Annotated in this window: 15 protein-coding genes; 11 read left to right on the forward strand and 4 right to left on the reverse strand. The window is 36.0% G+C overall.

What is annotated here, in order from left to right:
- Positions 1 to 64: 64 nt before the first annotated feature.
- Positions 65 to 1573 (forward strand): sensor histidine kinase, encoded by a 1509-nt coding sequence (locus DF947_RS08850; RefSeq protein WP_205940764.1) that lies wholly within the window; start codon positions 65 to 67, stop codon positions 1571 to 1573.
- 49 nt (positions 1574 to 1622) lie between these two features.
- A complete protein-coding gene (locus DF947_RS08855) occupies positions 1623 to 2300 on the forward strand; it encodes a LytR/AlgR family response regulator transcription factor (RefSeq protein WP_109929351.1) in 678 nt (225 codons plus the stop codon).
- 7 nt (positions 2301 to 2307) lie between these two features.
- Here DF947_RS08855 and DF947_RS08860 read toward each other — a convergent pair whose 3' ends face one another.
- On the reverse strand, positions 2308 to 8772 hold the full coding sequence (locus DF947_RS08860; RefSeq protein WP_109929352.1) for an alpha-2-macroglobulin family protein: 6465 nt from the start codon (positions 8770 to 8772) through the stop codon (positions 2308 to 2310).
- A 169-nt stretch (positions 8773 to 8941) separates the two neighbouring features.
- Between DF947_RS08860 and ribH the strand changes: the two genes are divergently transcribed.
- The 3 genes from ribH to ytxJ all read left to right on the forward strand — a co-directional run bounded on the left by ribH (position 8942) and on the right by ytxJ (position 10034).
- Positions 8942 to 9433, forward strand: a complete 492-nt coding sequence (gene ribH / locus DF947_RS08865) for a 6,7-dimethyl-8-ribityllumazine synthase (protein ID WP_109929353.1) — start codon at positions 8942 to 8944, stop codon at positions 9431 to 9433.
- A gap of 51 nt (positions 9434 to 9484) precedes the next feature.
- Positions 9485 to 9607 carry a hypothetical protein gene (locus DF947_RS22600; RefSeq protein ID WP_262503181.1) on the forward strand — a complete coding sequence of 41 codons (123 nt, stop codon included), beginning with the start codon at positions 9485 to 9487 and terminating at the stop codon, positions 9605 to 9607.
- 94 nt (positions 9608 to 9701) lie between these two features.
- Positions 9702 to 10034 carry a bacillithiol system redox-active protein YtxJ gene (ytxJ, locus tag DF947_RS08870; RefSeq protein ID WP_109929354.1) on the forward strand — a complete coding sequence of 111 codons (333 nt, stop codon included), beginning with the start codon at positions 9702 to 9704 and terminating at the stop codon, positions 10032 to 10034.
- Positions 10035 to 10192: 158 nt separating this feature from the next.
- Here the strand turns inward: ytxJ and DF947_RS08875 are convergent, their stop codons facing one another.
- On the reverse strand, positions 10193 to 11701 hold the full coding sequence (locus DF947_RS08875) for a malate:quinone oxidoreductase (RefSeq protein ID WP_109929355.1): 1509 nt from the start codon (positions 11699 to 11701) through the stop codon (positions 10193 to 10195).
- 299 nt (positions 11702 to 12000) lie between these two features.
- Here DF947_RS08875 and DF947_RS08880 point away from each other — a divergent pair, with 299 nt between their 5' ends.
- The 6 genes from DF947_RS08880 (at position 12001) to DF947_RS08905 (ending at position 17025) form a co-directional block, all read left to right on the forward strand.
- Positions 12001 to 12429 (forward strand): GNAT family N-acetyltransferase, encoded by a 429-nt coding sequence (locus DF947_RS08880; protein ID WP_109929356.1) that lies wholly within the window; start codon positions 12001 to 12003, stop codon positions 12427 to 12429.
- 3 nt (positions 12430 to 12432) lie between these two features.
- Entirely contained in the window at positions 12433 to 12789 is a 357-nt protein-coding gene (locus DF947_RS08885) for a nuclear transport factor 2 family protein (RefSeq protein WP_109929357.1), read from the forward strand.
- 122 nt (positions 12790 to 12911) lie between these two features.
- On the forward strand, positions 12912 to 14213 hold the full coding sequence (locus tag DF947_RS08890; protein WP_109929358.1) for a short-chain dehydrogenase: 1302 nt from the start codon (positions 12912 to 12914) through the stop codon (positions 14211 to 14213).
- A 388-nt stretch (positions 14214 to 14601) separates the two neighbouring features.
- A complete protein-coding gene (gene lipA, locus DF947_RS08895; RefSeq protein WP_109929359.1) occupies positions 14602 to 15495 on the forward strand; it encodes a lipoyl synthase in 894 nt (297 codons plus the stop codon).
- A 109-nt stretch (positions 15496 to 15604) separates the two neighbouring features.
- A complete protein-coding gene (locus tag DF947_RS08900) occupies positions 15605 to 16156 on the forward strand; it encodes an RNA polymerase sigma factor (RefSeq protein WP_109929360.1) in 552 nt (183 codons plus the stop codon).
- 2 nt (positions 16157 to 16158) lie between these two features.
- Positions 16159 to 17025: an anti-sigma factor gene (locus tag DF947_RS08905; RefSeq protein ID WP_109929361.1), complete on the forward strand. Its 867-nt coding sequence runs from the start codon at positions 16159 to 16161 to the stop codon at positions 17023 to 17025.
- Positions 17026 to 17081: 56 nt separating this feature from the next.
- Here the strand turns inward: DF947_RS08905 and DF947_RS08910 are convergent, their stop codons facing one another.
- Both DF947_RS08910 and DF947_RS08915 read right to left on the reverse strand, forming a co-directional pair.
- On the reverse strand, positions 17082 to 17786 hold the full coding sequence (locus DF947_RS08910; RefSeq protein ID WP_205940765.1) for an AIM24 family protein: 705 nt from the start codon (positions 17784 to 17786) through the stop codon (positions 17082 to 17084).
- A 167-nt stretch (positions 17787 to 17953) separates the two neighbouring features.
- The gene (locus DF947_RS08915; RefSeq protein ID WP_240615348.1) at positions 17954 to 19447 is read right to left on the reverse strand and encodes an NAD(P)H-hydrate dehydratase; all 1494 of its coding nucleotides are present in this window, start codon (positions 19445 to 19447) and stop codon (positions 17954 to 17956) included.
- Positions 19448 to 19478: the final 31 nt, after the last annotated feature.

Genomic DNA, 19478 nt, shown 5'->3' on the forward strand with positions numbered 1-19478 from the left:
TTTGTAAAATTGCACCCATAAACAAAAACATTCTGCATCTCTATAAAAGACCAATAATTATAAAATGAAAACAAAAAGCATCAATCAGCTGGAATTCTGGATTTCGACCACCATATATATTTTGGCTCTGATCGGGATCTGCTCGCAAACAACTTACGGCTCTCCAAATTCTTATGGTTTCACAGAAAACCAGATCGATTACAGCGTTTTACAGAATTATTTTATTCCAGAGATTTTCAAAATCAGCATTTTATACATTAGTTTCTTATTGTTCAATTTCGTTTTTATGCCACAACTGGCCAAACAGCGGGATGTAACCCTAAGTATAATTTTTACGGTTTCGACCACTGCTTTCTCCATTATTGCGTGGATGGTTGCAAACACCTATTCAGAAGCATATCGCTTGGTTCAATATGACGATTTAGACCATGCTTATGATGTGTTTTTTGGCGAGGCTTTTACATATATCTTTTTTCTACACCTATTATTTAATTTATATGCTTTTTTTAACGAAACTGGACTAGAACTACTTCATAAAATTCCATTTTTAAAGCATGAATACAAAAACATCATTCCTGAAATTTTTACCACAACACGAATCTGGTTAATCACCCTAATGCTTTTTGGAGCGGTTTTATCCGTAAGATTCGATTTTGATGTTTTAATTATTTGGTTAGTAGCTCCACCGGTCAACATTCTGCTAACGTTTTATTCAATATATTTTACGATTCCAAAGCTTAGAAAAAACTTTAAAGGTTTCGGAAGATATTTTTGGGGCAACGTAGGCATAACCATCGCCATTTCGTTAGTGCTGTTGCTCTTTCTTGCGCCATTTATGCGAGGTGGAAATGCCATACCAATTACCTTGATTTTAACTTCAATAACGCTAATATGCATCTCTACACCGCTTGCTTGGTACATTTACAAACATAAATTTGAGAAACTTACGGAAATTCAAATGCTTAAAACCGAACTTGGCAAATCGGATGCAAACTTAAATTTCTTAAAATCACAGATTAATCCTCATTTTCTCTTCAATGCATTAAATACTTTATTCGGAACAGCTTTACAGGAAAATGCGGAAAGAACCGGAGAAGGCATCCAAAAACTTGGCGACATGATGCGTTTTATGTTACATGAAAATACACTCGATAAAATTTCGCTTACCAGAGAAGTTGAGTACCTAAACAATTATATCGATTTGCAAAAATTACGAACATCCCGCTCTGCGGATATAAAAATCGATACACACATTGAGGAACAATTAAATAATTTACAGATTACTCCCATGTTGTTGATTCCATTTATCGAAAATGCATTTAAACATGGTATTAGCCTTCAACAGCCATCTTACATAAAAATTACCCTACAAACTAAAGAGAAAACACTGTATTTCGACATCAGCAATAGCATTTACATCAAGGCAGATAACGACCCGGAAAAACTTAAAAGCGGTATCGGATTGGAAAATGTAAAACAGCGACTGGCTTTGCTTTATTTTGGAAGACATGAGTTGATAATTAGAGAAAGTGCGCAGGAGTTTTTTGTACACCTAACCTTGGAGCTAGATTAATTTTCCATTAAACAATAAGCAAATTATGGATTTATGTTAGTTTTGGATTATGATAGCTATTGCGATAGATGACGAACCCATTGCGCTTGAGATTATTAAATCGCATGCATCAAAAGTACCTTTTATCGAATTAAAATCTCAGTTTACCAATGCTTTTGAAGCGATTACCTATTTGCAACAAAACAAAGTTGAATTAATTTTTCTGGATATTAAGATGCCAGACATCAGCGGAATTGATTTTCTGAAAAGCTTGAGCAATCCACCGATGGTAATTTTTACCACTGCCTATACAGAACATGCTGTACAAAGTTTTGAACTTGACGCTGTTGATTATTTGTTAAAACCTTTTTCACTTTCCCGTTTTTTAAAAGCCTGTAACAAGGCTCAGGAATTGTATAATCTACGCAACCAAAAGCTGGAGCAGAAAAATGAGTACATTTTTGTAAAAGATGGTTATGAACAAATTAAGGTAGAATTGGACAAAATCCTTTATGTTGAAGCCTCGGGAAATTATACGCAGATCCAATTGAAGGATAAACTTTTAAGCTCAAGAATTACCATTAACGATTTGGCGGAATTGCTTCCCAAAACAGAGTTTGTTCGTTGCCATCGGGCATTTATCATTGCCAAAAATAAAATTACCAAGTTCGATCGCAATCAGATCTGGATTGGCGATAAAATTATCCCTATTGGTGCAACTTATACCAATATCAAGCTAACAGATTAAACCAGCTTTAATTTTGTGGCTTAACATGTACCCTAATTCCTTCAGAATGCGTGGTAAACTCTGGCGCATACATGCTTTGCAAAGTTGTAATCCCGTTAGAGAAATTGCCAGAATGCGTAACCCTTAAAGGATATTCAAAAACATAAGTTCCCTTTGGCAAATAGCTGATTAAAAAATTGGTCGATGCATCTTTTGTACTTTCATAATAGCTTAAACCACCTTGATATTTATACTGGGAAATTACATTAACCGGCTCGAAACCCGATGAACGCAAATCTTTTAAATGCATATATTCCATATCCCGATCGCAAAAAATTTCAATTCTAACCTTCACCAAATCTCCCGGAACCAGTACATTATCTTTAGTTAAAGGCGTTAGCAAATTTCCTTTTTCGGTTTGCTTTTGTAAAAATAACTGTTTGTTAATTTTTACACCTGTGGCACTTGGCGTAATTTTATCCAATTGTTCAAAATATTGCCAATAATATGCACCCCATGCAATGCCCTTATTGTTGTTTTTGATTTGAACCCGAGCCATTTCTGGCTTAACATCCAGAGCGGTAATTGTTATCTTTTCATATCCTGTACCAGCTTCTTTTGATTGGGTATTTAAGCCCATTTGTGAAAGCGATTTCCCCCCGATTAAAATTTCTGGTTCGGTAGATTCGCCGAGTAAATTGTATCCACGCATCAACAATGCGTAACATGCAGAGGCGGTTGCTTTGGTCGTTTTCCAATCGTTGGTATGTTTATTTTTTAACAACCAGATTTTCATTTCCTCTACGGCTTTAGCATCATTTGCCACTTCATCAAAAGCTTCAATTAGTAAAGCCTGTGTTTCAATCGGGTTTTGGTACCACCACCAACCGTTTCTATTTGCTTTCCAGTACATGCCCAATTCATCGCTTTGCTGGGCAGTCTGTTTTAAAAGACCGATAATTTTTATTGCTTCGGCATGGTTTGAATTTCTTTCTAAAATAAGTGCAGATTGCGCCAATTGGTATGGCTCCATATATTTCCAGTTTTGGATAATTCTTTTAATGTAAAACTGATAGGCCTTAGCAAAATCGGTATTTGTATTTTTCTGGTTCGAATAACTTCTGGCATACAGATAATGCATTTGTAAATAACCAGAGGCAGTTTTTCTTTCGAGGTCATGTTTGTAATCCTCTACCAATCTCGCATCCAGATAATTGGTTGCTTTGCTCAGCATCAAATTTAATTTTGGAAACTCTTTTTCGTTTACAACCTTTAAGTGTTTTAATTGGCCAATGCCCAAAGCAATGTGCTGTGTGATATAACGATCCTCCTGCATTCCAGAAAACCACGGGAAAGCACCGTTGCTAAACTGCATATTTTCAAGTTTATCGAAATTGGCCTTTAACTCATAAGTCATTCTGTTTAAATCAAACAAAACAACTAACCGCTTTTTGCGCTCTGTTTCATTATCTGCATTTCTAACCCAAGGTGTTTCCTCCAATAAAACTGATTTCAGAGCCGGATTTTTTTCTAGATTGGAAAGCAGGGCTTCTCCATTATTGGTTTGTTTCCATGAATCGAAAACGGTTTTAATTTTTGGGGATGAATTGATAATTCCCGTTGCAAAACTGTTTGCATAAAACCTGCTAAAAGTTTGCTCGGCACATTCGTAAGGGTATTCCATTAAGTAAGGCAAAGCCTGAACAGCATACCAAACCGGATTTGAGGTAAACTCCAATGTTAAAGATTGATTTTTTAAGGTTTTGGAATTTCCTGAATTCAAGAGCTTATCCATGGTAAAGGTTTTGCTTAAACCACCACGAACACTTAGCGACATGCTTTCTGTAACCAACATGGCATTCGGTAAAACAGGGATGGTCATTTCTTCTCCATCAGAGAATTTTTCAGACTGCGCTACCAACTTGTAAGTAATGGCAGCGATTCCGGATGGAATAACAAGCGACCATTTTAAAGATTGGTTGCCATTATTGGAAAGCTGAAAGTTTTGGCCAGCCATTACATTGTTTGCAAATACTGAAATCGGCTTACCCGATATTGCATCCCTCAACTCTAAAATTGCATTTCCCTTTTGCTCATTACCCGATAAATTATTCAGTTTTGCACTAAATAAGACGGTATCGCCTTCGCGGAAAAATCTAGGTGCATTGGCAGAGATTGAAAGCTGTTTTTGTGTAATAAGCTCTTTGGTTATTGTTGCGGTTTTAAAATCTTTAGTATGGGCAAAACCCATCATTTTATACCTTGTTAAAGATTGCGGGATTGTAAACTCGATGTTTATTTCTCCGGTTTCGTTGGTATGTAATTGTGGGTAAAAGAAAGCGGTTTCGTTAAAATTAGTGCGGGCAGCAATATTTCTTGGACCATAAACCAGTTTACCATTTACAATTGCAAAGCCGAGTTTAGGATCATAGGCTTTCTCAATAGAAACAAAGTCGTACACTTTGTTATCATCTACCGCAACCACTTCAGCAAGTGCAGCTGGAGCCGGTGCTCCTGTTGCATCATAAGCAACGCGACTAGAGCCTCGAACTCTTAACGATCGAGCCGGATCATTTCTTTTAAGAGCCTCTACTTCTTGTCTCAAAGTTGGATCTTCCAGCTCATCGTAATAAGTTGCTGAGCCAGTTATATCTTTTTTGTTTTGCGATCCATAACCAACCACATCAACTTGATTAAGACCATGAAGATCTTCTTCCAATTTAAAATTTATTCTTTTTACAGATCCAACTTTAGATGAAGCAGAGTTGTAACCAAGAAAACCAACCTTAATCTCATCACCCAACTTTGCATCAATACTGTAAATCCCAGATGCATCTGTAGTTGTTTTTTTATTTCCAGATTTAACATAGGCACCGGGAATTGCGAAACCATCTTTATCTGTTACTACTCCATAAATTTTACCTGTGGCTTTTAATTCTTCCAGTCTTTTGGCCGCTATTTCTACATTTTTCTTACGTTTTTCTATATCGATTTTCTTGATGTATTCATTGTAATTGTATTTAAAATCATAGCTGTAATTGGCACCGAAAAAGTTTAACACCTCATAATTTCTCTTGGCTATTTCATAATAATTGTAATAGTTTCTTAAAAACCAAAGATCATTGCCATGTATAACATTATTCAGATTAAAGTTCCAGTTGTATTGGTAATAATTGTATTTAGGCGCAACAATTTTATTCCAGTTCATGGTTTTCAAATCATCTAACGATGCATCATATAAAGAGGCAACCATTTCGGCCATCTGCTTTTCGCCTTTTTTATTAACAATGCTAAGTCTCCAGTTCTCCTTTTCGCCCGGTTGAAGCTTATCCCTAAACGTTAAAAATTTAATATCGAGTTGGTTTTTTTCATCAACAATGGTAATTTCATTAAACGATTGGTAAATTCTTCCACGCTGAACCATAGTAAACTGAACTGCAAAACCATCAACAAAATAAGGCTGAGGCTTAATGTTAATGATGGTTTGTTTTGGGCCCACTTTTAACCAAACTTTTTCTACAATTTTATCTTTATAGTAAACTTCGTAATAGGCTTTGGCATTCGGAATGGTACTCGCCAATCTAAAAGAGGCAACTTCTCCAGGCTGAATATTGGTTTTCTCTGTAACCAGCCACTCTCTTCCAGTTAAAATATTTTCTGCTTCATTTTTATAAATGCGGACAGTTTTTTCAACAATTACAGAATCCTGATCATCGTTTATGGCTTTAAACCGAATTTTATAATAGCCAGAAGATATTTTTTTGCTGTTAATGGCCATTTCTCCAAGCCCCTGCTCCACATCGGTATTTTGCGCAAAATTTATTTTTTTGGCATTCCAATTTTCAGGAAGCCCGTCTCCTTCATATTCATCCCGAGGAAAATACTGCAGAAATTCGGACTTGCTTATATTATATTTTTCGGGCTTGCTTTGGAGGAAACTTTGATTGATCAATCTACCCGGATATTCCAATTTAAACCACTCTGAGCTAATTTTGGCCTTTATCGGTTCCGTATTTAAATTGGTAACCACAAAAGATATGCTATCCAACTTAGCCGAAGAAAAGATTTTGTCGGGCATTAACACCTTTAACAAAATATCGCTTTTGCCAGCATTTACTGTAAGTATTTTTGTTTTGGTTTCGCCGTTTAAATCTGTTATATCTACATTTATTTGATAGGTATAGCCGTTGATATTTGCATTTTCTGCAACAGACAAGAAATTAACATTGAAAATTCCTCCAGCTTTCGTTTCAGTGTTTCCAGTTGCAATTTGCTTAAAGTTGTTCCCTCCATAAATGCGGTTGTTCTCTGATAAAATGCTCCTTGTAATTGTATATTTAACTTTGGCCCCGGCAACTGCATAGCCAGAAAAAGTAATCGCCTTACCTTGAATACGGATGCTATCGCTAAGCTTGTATTTTTGGTTCAACTTATCAAATACGATTTCGAAAGTGGGTCTTTTATATTCCTCAACCTGAACTTCAACACTTCCATAAGCGGTAATAATGCTCATTCTACCATTTAACTTGCCCATTGGAATGGTAAAAGAGCCTTGAAAAGTACCATACTCATTTGTAATTTTCGAAGTTTTTTCGATCTCTTTCCGATTTGCATCCTTAAAAGTTATATCTACATTTTTATCTTTTATAATGTGGTTTTTATCATCATCGAAACCGAAGTAAATGCCTTTATAAAATACTGTTTGCCCTGGCCGATAAATTGGTCTATCAGTAAAAAGGACAACTTTATCTTTTGTATCCTGATATCTGTATGATTGCTGATTTACATCCACTGAGACAGAATCGCCATTATAACTTGCAACTATCCTATTTACAGTTAAATTTAAAGCACTTTCTGCAAAACCGTTTTTGTCTGTAACTAAAATACCCCGATCTTTAGATTCATATTTACCATCTGAATACTGGTTTATTTTTTCTTTTATCACAGCATTTTCGATGGGTTCTCCAGTAGAACTATTGGCAACAAAATACTGATGGTTTAACAATCCTGTAATTCTATTGATAACTGCCAGATTGGTTACTTTTAAATATGCATAATTGTAAGCCACATTTTTATCGCTGCCGTCTAATTTGCTTTGTACTATTATAATGTAGTTCCCTTTTTCCAAACCATCCAATTTATCAATTAAAGTATGTTCTTGATAGTCTTCGTTTTTGGGCAAAGCGATTGACCATTGTTTTAAAACCTTGTTATCGGCAATAAATTTCGAGTACAATTCTTTATTGTTAAAGTAGTTGCGATCAATCTCTGCATTCGGTTTGTACAGTTTTACATAAACCGTATCAACGTTTTTATATTGAAAGAATAACTGGGTGGATTTATTGGGCTCAATAAATTCGTTTAGCCTAATCTGCAACATTTGATTTTTAATATCGGCCAATAACTTCTCTGAATTTTTAGCCCCGATACTATTCGGATAAGCTTTAATTGCCTGGTTAGCTAAATCAACCAATTCTGCCAAATTCATCTGCCTTTTTTTATCGAAATTATATCGGGCTTCGTATTTTTTGGAAGCGAGATCGAAAAGCACATCCGAATAAATTTCAGATCGTTTGGAATAATCTGCGAGTTTCAGAATTGCATCTTCATAAAGTTTCAATTTATTTTCATCGCTGCTTCGCTGGTAAACAAAGTTTAACCGCTTTAAATCGGCATCGGCAATTGCACCGACATTCTGATATTTTTCATGAACGCCAATTAAATTTTGAAAGATGGAAAGCGCCTGTAGAGAAAAAGATGTGCTATCTTTTTGAGGGATTTCGATTTTTAGAAATGACTTATAATCTCCAAACCATTTCGGGTCGTTAAAATTAATTGCGTTTTCGGTTCTTGTAATTTCGGTCTGTGTGTTAGCTAAAACTTCTAGTGCCCTGTAAGCAAGCAGATCATAAAGTTTTGGTCTTAAATATCGGTTATAATCGTTTCCAACTATAATTTCGCTCAAACTATCGATTTTTGTGTCCTGCAAAAGTTTCAAATCAGAAAGTGAAGCCGTGTAATTTTTGATAATTTCATCAACAAACTTATTGGCAGACCAAGTTTTAATGTCATCGCCCAAATTAGATTGTACATTGGTTCTGTTTAGGAAATTGTATTGGTTCTCCTGATAAAATTTCCAATAACTTTCGGCAAGCAAAGATTGGAGAATACTTTTTGCCGGTTGCTTGGCCTGGGCTATATCCTGCTTTAATTCTTTATTAATTTTTGAAAAAACATCTTCTTCCAAATAGCCTTGAAAAAGCATTCTGTACATTACAGATTTAATGAGCATTGCTGTGTTGCCATCAATCCTAGCCTTTGCATTAACCTTATTGATTATTGTAAGTGCATCTTTAGGTTTGGATAATGTTGCAAGTGAATCGATAGTCTGAAAACTCCCTTGATAGTAATTTGGGATGTTCTGAGCAGATGACTTGAAGAAAGTTGCAAAAAAAATGGTAATGGAAAGGAATAAGCGTAGAGCGTTTTTCATAATGGGGCTTTAAAAAACAGATGGAATACCCAGTCGGATTCCATAATAATTTTAAATTTTTTATATCTGATATGATGTTAAAAGTAAACATTAGCTGCCAAAAAATAAACTTACAACATTTAAACATTCTCCTCTTTTAACATTAAGCGGTTAGCACTATCTTTGCCCCATGTCAACACAATTAAAAAATTTATCAGATTTTTCTCATACAACAGTTCCAAATGGTGCAAACTTTAAATTCGGAATTATTGTAGCCGAATGGAATGCAGAAATTACTGGCGCTTTGTATAATGGTGCATTAAAAACATTATTAGAGAACGGCGTAAAAGAAGAAAATATTCTTTCTTTTCCCGTGCCGGGAAGCTTTGAGTTAACGGGTGGTGCAGAAATTTTACTAAGCAAACGAAGCGACATTGATGCCGTAATTTGCTTAGGATGTGTAATTCAGGGCGACACCAAACATTTCGATTTTATTTGCGATGCGGTTGCACAGGGTGTTACAAATGTTGGCATCAAATATAGCAAGCCCGTTATTTTTGGGGTTTTAACCACTAATAATTTAGAGCAAGCTCAAGATCGGGCAGGAGGTAAACATGGTAACAAAGGCGATGAGGCTGCCATAACGGCAATTAAAATGGCCGATTTTTCTGCCAATATTTAAAATTGACTTTTAATAAAGTATTTGTACCTTAGAGTTTTAAATTTCCATCAGATGAAAAAAGTTGCCATCTTATTATTGGCGGTGTTTTGCACCATTACCATTTTAGAATCTTGTTCTTCTAAACTTTGCCCGGCTTATGGTTCATATCCAGAAGGCAGACGCAGAAGAAACTAATCTTCATTTCAATCTCACAATCTTTAGCTTAGGGAGTTTCGCAGAACAAAATTTATCTGCAAACGTTATTCCCTAAATCAATATTTATAAAATCATGACCTGGGTTAATTTAACTTCGATGGAACAGCTTGATGAGATTAAAAACTCGAGCGGTTTTAGCCTTATCTTCAAACACAGTACGCGTTGCTCGATCAGTATGATGGCGAAAAAGAATTTTGAGTACAATTGGGAAGTAATTCCCGAAGATACAAAGCTTTACTTTTTAGATTTAATTAGTTATCGCGAAATCTCCAATCAAATTGCAGAGATTTTTCAAGTAGCGCATCAATCTCCACAAATCCTATTAATTAAAGATGGAGACTGTGTTCTGGAATCATCACATAGTGATATTTCACCAGAAGAAGTTGCAGAAGTTATCGCAGCATAAAATATATTATTTCGAGGAGAACAATATTCCAAATAGCGAAAACATAAAAGGTCATGAAATATTTCATGACCTTTTATGTTGACATTAAAATTTATCTTAAGCCTTTACTATCGAAAGCCATGTTTCGTGTCCCCACGAACCATCAAACAATTTAGTTTTTAGGCTTTTTCTATCTTCAAAATTTTTGAAGTTCTTTCTCTTGTTGCTTTGCAAAGCGATTCATTTTTAGCCAGTTCCTGTCCATAGGTTGGAATCATTTCTTTAATCTTGGCCTGCCATTCTGGAGTTTTCAAATCTTCCTTAAAACAACGATCTAACAAATCGAGCATAATGGATACGGCTGTTGATGCACCAGGAGATGCACCTAATAAAGCGGCGATAGAACCATCACCAGCATTTACAACCTCGGTTCCAAACTCCAAGATCCCACCTTGCTTTTCATCTTTCTTAATTACCTGAACACGCTGACCAGCATACTCCAATTCCCAATCTTTTAATTCGGCCTTTGGCAAATATTCTTTTAAAGCCTCTAGCCTATCCTCTGGCGATTGCCTAACCTGCTCAATAAGATATTTGGTCAAGTCGAGATTATGTAAACCTGCCGAAATCATCGGGCGGATATTGTTAAATTTAATAGATTTTGGTAAATCTAAAAACGATCCATTTTTTAAGAATTTAGTCGAAAAACCTGCATAAGGGCCGAACAAAAGCGCTTGCTTTCCATTGATCATTCTCGTATCCAAATGCGGAACTGACATAGGTGGTGCACCAACCGCAGCTTTACCGTAAACCTTTGCATGGTGCTGGGCAATAATTTCTTCGTTGGTACATTTTAGCCATTGTCCGCTCACCGGGAAACCACCAAAACCTTTTCCTTCAGGAATATCAGATTTTTCCAAAAGTGGTAAAGAACCTCCACCAGCTCCAATAAATACAAATTTGGCTACACGTTTACGTTTATCTCCACTTTCTAAATCTTTAACTTTTATGCTCCAGTTGCCATCTTTGTTCTTCTTTAAATCACGAATTTCGTGATTGAAGTGAAGGCTAACATTTTCCTGTTCTTTCAAGTTGTTGAACATATCGCGGGTAAGCGAACCGAAGTTAACATCCGTACCCAGATCCATTTTGGTAGCAGCAACCTTTTCGCCCTTTTTACGTCCATCCATAATTAATGGCGCCCAGCCTTTAACAACTTCAGTGTCTTCAGTGTACTGCATATCGCTAAACAAATCGCATTTCTGCAGGGCATCGTAACGTTTTTTAAGATAATCTACATTCTTTTTTCCCCAAACAAAACTCATGTGCGGAATCTTTCGAATGAAATTTTCGGGATCAGAGATTAATCCCTTTTCTACAAGATAAGACCAAAACTGCTTAGAAACTTCAAAATGCTCTGCAATTTGAACGGCTTTCTTAATTTCGACTGTTCCATCTTTCTTTTCGGGAGTATAATTTAACTCGCAAAAAGCGGAATGGCCTGTACCAGCATTATTCCATGCATCAGAACTTTCTGCTGCTGCAATATCTAAGCGTTCGTAAATTTCTATACTTAAACTGGGTTCTAATTGTTTTAATAAAACCCCAAGGGTTGCACTCATTATGCCGGCCCCAATTAAAATTACATCTGCGTCAGTTTTACCAACTGTCTTTTTCTTTTTTGTCATCTTATATTAAAGGAGTTACAAATTTAGAATGATTTTAAATACGACACGAATTTTAATCGATTAAAACACAAAAAAATTGCTAAAAAATTAGAAATAGTTTAGTATTTGGCAAGCCAAGAACAAAATTTAGTCCAAACTTGCCAAGGTTTGTTATCGATTTTAAAAAAGACATTAAAATAACATTAGAAACTGATTCTATTTTTGATGATTCTGTTATTCTTATACTGATAAATTTTACTAAAGATTGAAGAAAGATTCATTTTATAATTTTCTTTAAATTTGTTAAAAGACTATTAGGGATGATCGCAATAAGAGAAATTAATGAGCAAGATTTTGAAGAAGTTGCTAAGCTAACCGGCCAATTAAACTATGAGGTAAACGCCACAGAGACTTTGCATAGAATTAAAGCCATAAAATCTTCAGTTGTGGATGTTGCTTTTGTTGCTGTCTATAACGAATTGGTTGTAGGTTGGATTCATAGTTTTTATACGATAAGGATTGAATCAAAGCCTTTTGTAGAAATTGCAGGTTTGGTGGTAGATTCTGCATGTCGCAATCAAAATATTGGAAAATTACTTATCGAAAAAGCAACAGATTGGGCTAAAGGCCATCAGGTAACGAGCATTCGTGTGCGATGTAATACCATAAGAAAAGACAGTCATAAGTTTTATGAGCATATTGGGTTTCGATTAACCAAGCAACAGATGATTTATGAAATTGATATTTGATTTATGAAAACTTCACCTAAAGAAATTCTCAAACTCTGGATCGAGGCTTTTAACAAAACTGATATCGAAACCTTAATAGATTTATATGCTGAAGATGCTATAAATCATCAAGTAGCAAATAATCCTGTTGAGGGAAAGCCTACCATTAGGGAAATGTTTGAAAATGAATTTGCAAATGCGGATATGCTTTGCCAGCCTGAGCATATTTTTGAAGATGGTGAATGGGCAATTATGGAATGGAAAGATCCGAAAGGATTTAGAGGTTGTGGCTTTTTTCACATTGTGGATCATAAAATTATATTACAACGCGGTTATTGGGATAAACTTTCTTTCCATAAACTCTATAAAATTTCATTATAGACCAAAGAATTAATGTCTTTTGTAACAAATAAATGAAATCCCTATCTTAAAGGCATTCTTAGTACAAAATCCTTATCAAATACATCCCATATATTTTTGATTTTTTAAATTAATTATTAGCTATGAGATGCCTAATTGTTTTTTTGAGTGTTATTTTACTTTCTAGCTGTTCGCGAGAAAAAACCGATAAAGTTCTACTGGAGCTTGATCAAAAAAAGCTCGAAGAAAATATTAACTACGATAAAATAGTATTTTACAAATTCGCAAAGATTGCGGTAAGATCTACCGCTGTTGAGGATACCACAATTGCTGATTATCAGAAGTTTTCTAAACAGACTCAAAGTGTTCTGAGAACAATGAAATCTGTCAATCCAAATAGTAAAGAATCTATTTCGGTAATTGATGCATTGCTCATGTATAAGGAATATCGCTCAGTAAAAAGTTTCGTAAAAGCAACTGACGAAGATTTGTTTCCGCCCCTATCTAATGGCTTTATTGCCATGTATACTGGATCAAAATCCAACACAAGCATCATTCCGGAAATAAGCAAGGCAAAATTTCAGAATGTGGAGCATGCCGTTTTAAGCATGGCTGTTTTAACTACAAGAGATTTGGGTCAGCCTTTTGCCTTGTACGAATGTTCTAAAACCCAGCCCGAGTTACTGGATGATTGTGAAATTAAGACTTTATTGGAGTTTGTGCGTGGCTTTTTGTTCTTCAGCAACAATCTGTATTACCTATCGGAAGATGGAATTTCAAGAAATATTAACTGGCTAAACAAAAATGAGGACATTCCTTTACCGTATACCAAAGCATTTTTTGGTTGGGGTAATTTAAGCGATGCTCAAACCCACACGGCTTTTCATGGGATGAATCATCTTTTTAGAGGTTTAGATCGTTTAAGGATGGAGCGCAAAATTGATGAGGAACGATCGCTTGAGGATTTTGAAGATTTTTTGAAGGATATGGACAAACTGGGCTTGCAGAACGAGTTGGTTTGGGCGGTAGAAAGTTATTTATACCTTAAAAAAGAGAATCCTGAAAAGGCTATCCCAGCGCTCACAAAATTAAAATCAAGTCCATTGTTTTCAGAGAGCGAGCGTGAAGTTTTTGAGCAAACCGTTGGCTATGTTAAGGATCGAAAATCTGACGCAGCATTGAAAGGTGTTTACGATAAAGCTTTTTTGGGAAAGGTAGCCAGTAAATACATGCTTTCTATTTTATCGAAAGTTAATTGGGAAAAAGTAATGCAGGATCAAGGTGTACCGCACACCAAAGAGATTTTTGCAGGGATTAATAAGTTTAAGGAATTATCAAATTCTGTTAGCAGCTATACCCAACCATCTACAATAGATAAAGGCAAAAAAGAAATTACCAAACAAGGAAGCGAGCTTTTAGAAAAGGCAAAAGGTTTTTGGAAGTAGTGTTCTAATTTTCCACTTACGAAGTTTTGTTGGATGTGTGATGGCAGAACTTCGTAAGTCTTCAAAGGAATAGTATATGTGATCAAAACTTACAAAGTCTTTCTTAGCTTTAGGCTGTTGAGACTTCGTAAGTTGGATGGACGTGCCTATCTAAACCGTATTGAAGCGGCATCCCCCGACTTAATCTCCATCCATTTACCACAGGTTCTATCGGGGATACAGCGGGAGGACGGACCGAACAAACGCCAAGCAGTACATCAGCACCTTTCCAGATCAGTTTGCAATTTCTACAATCAAACAATTTTGTAATTAACCATCCATCAAAACATTACAACTTTCAAACATTCGAAAATTGCAACATTCCAATCCTAATCCTTAACTTTGTGCTATGATCGATTTACCGGTAGTACCTGCTGTAACTGAAGTTAAACGTAAGCCAGATTGGTTGCGTGTGAAATTGCCTGTTGGAAAAGAATATGCACAGGTTCGGAGCTTAGTTGATACCCATAAGCTTCATACCATTTGTGAAAGTGGTAATTGCCCTAACATGGGTGAATGCTGGGGAGCAGGTACGGCAACTTTTATGATTTTAGGAAATATTTGCACCAGAAGCTGTTCTTTTTGCGCAGTTGCAACAGGCAGGCCTTTGGCCGTTGATGTGGATGAGCCTAATCGTGTTGCCAACTCAGTAAAGTTAATGGGGGTAAAACATTGTGTAATTACCTCGGTAGATCGTGATGACTTAAAAGATGGAGGTTCTATTATCTGGGCCGAAACGCTTCAAGCCATCCGCAAAGAAAGTCCGATTACTACATTAGAAACCTTAATTCCTGATTTTAGAGGAATTTGGGACAATCTATATCGCGTTTTAGATGAAAAACCGGAAGTGGTTTCCCACAATATGGAAACGGTTAAACGCTTAACCAAACAGGTAAGAATCCAAGCTAAATATGATCGTAGCTTAGAGGCCTTAAAGAGAATATCTGAATTTGGTTTAAGAACCAAAACTGGTATTATGCTTGGCTTGGGCGAAACCGAAGACGATGTTTTTGAAGCTATGGATGATTTAGTGGCAAATGGTGTTCATATTTTAACTTTGGGCCAATATCTGCAACCAACCCGCAACCACCACCCTGTCGTAGATTGGATTCATCCAGATACTTTTGCGATGTACAAAGAGATTGGGATGGCTAAGGGCTTAAAATACGTGGAGAGTGGTCCTTTGGTTCGGTCTTCCTACCATGCAGAAAAACATCTTTTTCCAATAGAGGGAATTGTATAAACACTTCTTTTTTCAATTTAAAATTTCCAAAATCGAACTCTAAAAAGGAATAGGGGCCCAAAACATTTTTTTGGTTTTGTTGTTCAGTATTGTATCTTAGTAACCAATAGTGAGTGCATTAAAAAAATTAACCCTAACTGAGCCTGAACTTGTTTTGGCATTGCAATCGAAAGATCCTGCGATACTAAAAACACTGTACAGCATGTATTCATCGTCGTTATACGGTGTAATATCTCGTATTATTACCCACACCGAACTTGCCGAAGATGTACTTCAAGAAACCTTTGTAAAGATTTGGCAATCGGCATCACACTACGACAATACTAAAGGACGTTTATTTACCTGGATGATGAATATCGCCAGAAATCTCTCTATAGACAAACTACGATCGAAAGATTTTAAGAACTCACTCAAAAACCAAGACATCGAAAATAACGTAAGTTTCGTTGATGAGCAAAACAAGGTAACTTTTAACCCTGATGTACTTGGTGTTAAGCAACTTGTAGAGAACCTTAAACCTGATTTGCAGGCGGTTCTTGATTTGGTTTATTATAAAGGCTTTACGCATGTAGAGGCTGCAGAAAAATTGGAGTTGCCATTAGGAACGGTTAAAACCCGAATCCGATTGGCTATTATAGAATTGAGAAGGAATTTTAATTGAGCGTGGAAAATTTAAAAGCATATATCGAATCTGGAGTACTTGAGTTGTACGTTTTAGGTGATTTATCACCAGAAGAAACTGTACAGGTTGAAGAAATGGCATCTCGCTACCCTGAGGTAAGAGATGAAATAGCTGCAATTGAGCAAGCTATGGAACAGTATGCTATGCAAAATGCAGTTGAACCATCCGCAGATGTGGAGACTAAATTGTTTGAGTTATTGGGATTAAATGAGGAAAAAATAATTGAAGAAAATTTCCCAGTTACTCCTGTACCATCAATTAAAACTGAAGAACCAAAAATAATTCAGTTTGACAACAACTACGCCAAAGTGCGAAATTTACGTTATGCACTAGTTGCCTGTGTAGCGCTATTAGTAATGAGCGTTGCTGCACTTTTTGTTACTTACAATAAACTTAATGATGCACATAACGAAATTGCCAGTTTAAATTTCGACAAGCAAAAATTTGCTGGTGTTGTAAGCAAACTGGAATTCGATAATCAAGGCCTAAGTAATATGGCGGAGATGAATGATAGCAAAGAATGGGCAACAATTCGATTAGAAGGTCAGAAATTTAGTCCTTCATCTAAAATGAAAGTGTATTGGAACAAGCAAAATAAAAGCGTTTTAATAAACTATGTTGCCATGGATTTACCTAAAACTGATGCCGAACATGAATATCAACTATGGGCATTGGTAAATGGCAAACCAGTAAGCCTTGGTGTTTTTGGTGGCGACGATAAAGCAAAAGAAGCATTACTTAAAATGCAAACGATAGAACAGGCTCAAGCTTTTGCCGTAACGGTAGAACCTACGGGCGGAAGCATTAACCCAACAATGGATAAGCTAACTGTTATGGGTGGTGTTTAATAAATGATAATTTACATAAAAGCCTGTATTTGATAAAAATACAGGCTTTTATGTTTTTACGCCTTTGCTGCGTATTTAACTTCCTCATAAGGCTGAACCAAAACCCAACCTTCTCCAGAGAATTCTAGTTGGAAAGACTCTCCACTACCTCTGCCGATGAAAGAGCCGAATGTAAGATTGGTTTTTATTTTGGGCGATAAATTTTCAGACCAGGCAACCGTTGCATTCGGATCTGTAAAAACGGGTTGACTAGGCGTAACTCTCAATAGAATTGGCTCGCCATGCGTTGTGATTGCAATATAACCGCTCCCCGATAATTTTACCTGAAACAAGCCTCCGCTCATCATTCCCGCCACACTTTTCAACATCTTTATTTCGTTTTTGATGCTTTCCTCTAATGCTAAAACATCGTTACCGTTAACAAATATAGATTCGTTTTGCAACTTAATAATCTTCACTTTTTTACCTTCATCTGCCAGATACAACTTGCCCGTACCAGCTGCATGCATGAGTGAGGTACCTTCTCCAGAGATTGCCTTTTTTAACAATCCGCCTAGTCCCTTACTCAGTAAACCTTCTCTTTTAAAATCAACATTTCCAATGTAGGCAACCATAGATCCCGCCTTGGCCATTATTTTTTGATTTTTTAAATTAACCTCCAGCATTGCTGGCTTTTCTAATTCAAAAAAATCATTTTCGTTTGGGTTTTCCGCCGATTCTGTAATTAGTTCTGATAAGGTGTATTCTTTGTTTATGCTCATAATCTAGTTTGTTATCAATTGTCCGATTAGTTTGTTAAAACCGGCATAGATTTATCAAACCCCAAGCCAAAACATGATCTAAAATCAGTTTATTTATTCACAATTATGAATAAATTTTTAAATGGAATCTTTGCCTCATTTAAAAAATTCTAATTCTCTTTAATTCACTAAAGCATCAATGTTTTTACTTCTTTTGAAATTCTTTTGGCAACTTGCGATGCTGTTACTACCAGCCTTTCCGCAGCTAAATAATCTCCTGCTTGCCCATGAACATAGCAAGCTAAAATTGTGGCTTCAACCGGTGTGTATTTTTGGGCAAGAAAAGCCACAATTATCCCAGTTAAAACATCACCCATTCCGCCCTGCGCCATAGCTGGATTTCCCGTGGGATTAATATGAACTTTTCCACTGGGTAGACATATAAAGGTAAACTGATTTTTTAAAACAATAATAATTTTTAAATCCTTTGCCTTTCTTTTAGCCGTTTGCACACGTTCCCACCAACTTTCGTGTTTTCCAAATAATCGGTCGAATTCTTTTAAATGTGGTGTAAGAATCGTGTTCTCCTTTAATTTCCCTATTAAATCATGTCGCTCGGATAACATATTTAGCGCATCGGCATCTATCACTAAAGGTTGTCCTGATGCAATTAAGGTTTCTAAAAGTTTTTCATTTTCTGTAGAAATGCCTAAACCTGGCCCAACAGCAATGGCTTGATATTTGGCAGGATTTTCAATTCGAGTATATTCATCTCGAGGCAAGGCCATTACCTCTGGCAAACTTGTATTTAAGGCAGTTAATCCACTTTGCGGAACACAAGCTGTGGTTAAGCCAGCACCACTGTGTAAACAAGCCATCGAAGAAAGCAATGCGGCGCCCATTGTGTTTGAACTGCCCGCAACGATTAGCGCATGCCCATAAGTTCCCTTATGACTAAAAAGTTTACGCGGTTTTAAAATCTGCTGAATATCCTTTGTTTCTACCAGATAAAAATCAGCATCCTGTTTTTGAATAAAATCTTCATCTAAACCAATTTCTACAACTTCAAATTTTTCAGTAGCTGAAGCCGATTCTGGAAAGAAAAAATTAATTTTTGGTCGCTGGAAGCAAATGGTCTTGAAAGCTATAATTCCGTTATATTTCTCAGGTATTTTTCCTTCTGTAAAAAAACCTGTTGGCACATCCACCGAATAAACTTTTTTATTTAGTTTATTGATAAAGCTAGCCAAATCTTCATAATCACCTTCAAGTGGCTTATTTAATCCAGAACCTAAAATTGCATCAATAATTAAGTCAGCTTTGATATTTTTAAGATCAGATATTTGATTAATTTCGAACTTCTTACACCGTGTTTCTTCAATACGCTGTAGGTTTATGGCATAATCATCGCTCTGTTTTGTACTAAAGTTAATGATGTAAATTTTGATGTTTTCATATCCATTGGCAATTAATAGATGCGCAATCGCTAAGCCATCACCACCATTATTCCCTTTTCCGCAAAAAATTGCTACACTTTTGTTGGTATCAAATTCATCTCTTAAAAAGCTTTGAACAAATGCCTTTGCGGCTTTTTCCATTAAATCAATTGAAGCGATCGGTTTATTTGCGATGGTAAATTTATCTGCCTTACGCATCTGTTCTGAAGTAAGCAATGTTTGCATATAGCCAATATAATGTTATCTCCTCAATAAA

Source organism: Pedobacter paludis (assembly GCF_003173575.1).
GTDB classification, from domain to species: domain Bacteria; phylum Bacteroidota; class Bacteroidia; order Sphingobacteriales; family Sphingobacteriaceae; genus Pedobacter; species Pedobacter paludis.